This is a genomic window from Streptomyces sp. NPDC054956 (genome assembly GCF_053609185.1).
The window spans coordinates 1-1,058 of record NZ_JBSGXB010000669.1 but is presented as its reverse complement, the minus strand read 5'-3'; the positions used below and the strand labels follow the sequence as shown (position 1 = coordinate 1,058).

General features: G+C 72.9%; 1 protein-coding gene. It reads left to right on the top strand.

The window, feature by feature from the left end; translation table 11 throughout:
• Positions 1 to 1,040: flavin monoamine oxidase family protein (locus ACWGDE_RS39175; RefSeq protein WP_453393851.1), on the top strand; the 1,040-nt coding region annotated here is incomplete at its 5' end.
• Between the last annotated feature and the right edge of the window lie 18 nt (positions 1,041 to 1,058).

The following is a 1,058-nucleotide window of genomic DNA, read 5'->3' as shown; positions in this document are numbered from 1 at the left end:
CGTACGACGCGTTCAGCGCCTCGTACGCGGCCGCCGGCACCGCGCGCTACGACAGCCACACCCCGGAGGCGTACCGGCTGGACCACCTCTCCTGTCTGGAGTACCTCGACGAGATCGGGCTGGCACCGTCCTCCCGGCTCGGCCAGCTGATCCAGGCCCTCCAGCTCCAGTCGGGCGGGGAACCCGGCGAGGCCTCGGCCCTCGGGATGATCGGCTTCCTCGGGTCCTCGTCCGTCTTCGCCGGCGGGCGCGCCTTCGACGAGAAGTACCACCTCATCGGCGGCAACGACCAGCTCGTCAGCGGGATGGCGGCCCAGCTCCCGGCCGGGACGGTCCGCCAGGGGCACGCGCTCACCGCCCTGCGCCGCAACGGGGACGGCTCGTACACCTGCACCTTCGACCACGACGGCAGTACGGTCACGGCGGCGGCCGACCACGTGGTGCTGGCCCTGCCCTTCAGTACGCTGCGCGACGTCGACCTCTCGGGGGCCGGCCTGTCCGCCCGCAAACTGACCGCGATCCGCGAGCAGGGCATGGGCCAGAACGCGAAGCTGGTCACCGAGATCTCCGCCAAGACCTGGCCGCGGCTGGGCTGCAACGGCATCAGCAACACCGGCCCGCTCGGATACCAGACGGCCTGGGACGGCTCCGTGGCCGGCGGCCCGGGCGGCTCGCCCGCGCTCGTGGTCGGCTTCCCCGGCGGGAACACCGCGCGCGACGCGCTCACCGGAGCCGCGCACGGCCCGGCGCCCGCCGCGGACGTCGACTGGTTCCTGTCCCAGATCGAGAACGTGTACCCGGGCACCCGGTCCACGTTCACCGGCAGGGCCTACGAGGACCACTGGTCGCGGGCCCCCTGGCAACGGGGCGCGTACCAGTACTACAAGGTCGGCCAGTACACCTCGATGGCCGGCTGCGAGGCGCTGCAGGAGGGGCGGATCCACTTCGCGGGCGAGCACACCGACCCGGACGAATCCACCCTGAACGCGGCGGTCTCCTCCGGGGAACGCGCCGCCGGCGAGATCGCCTGCCAGGTCTGATCCCTGCGCGAAGGGGGG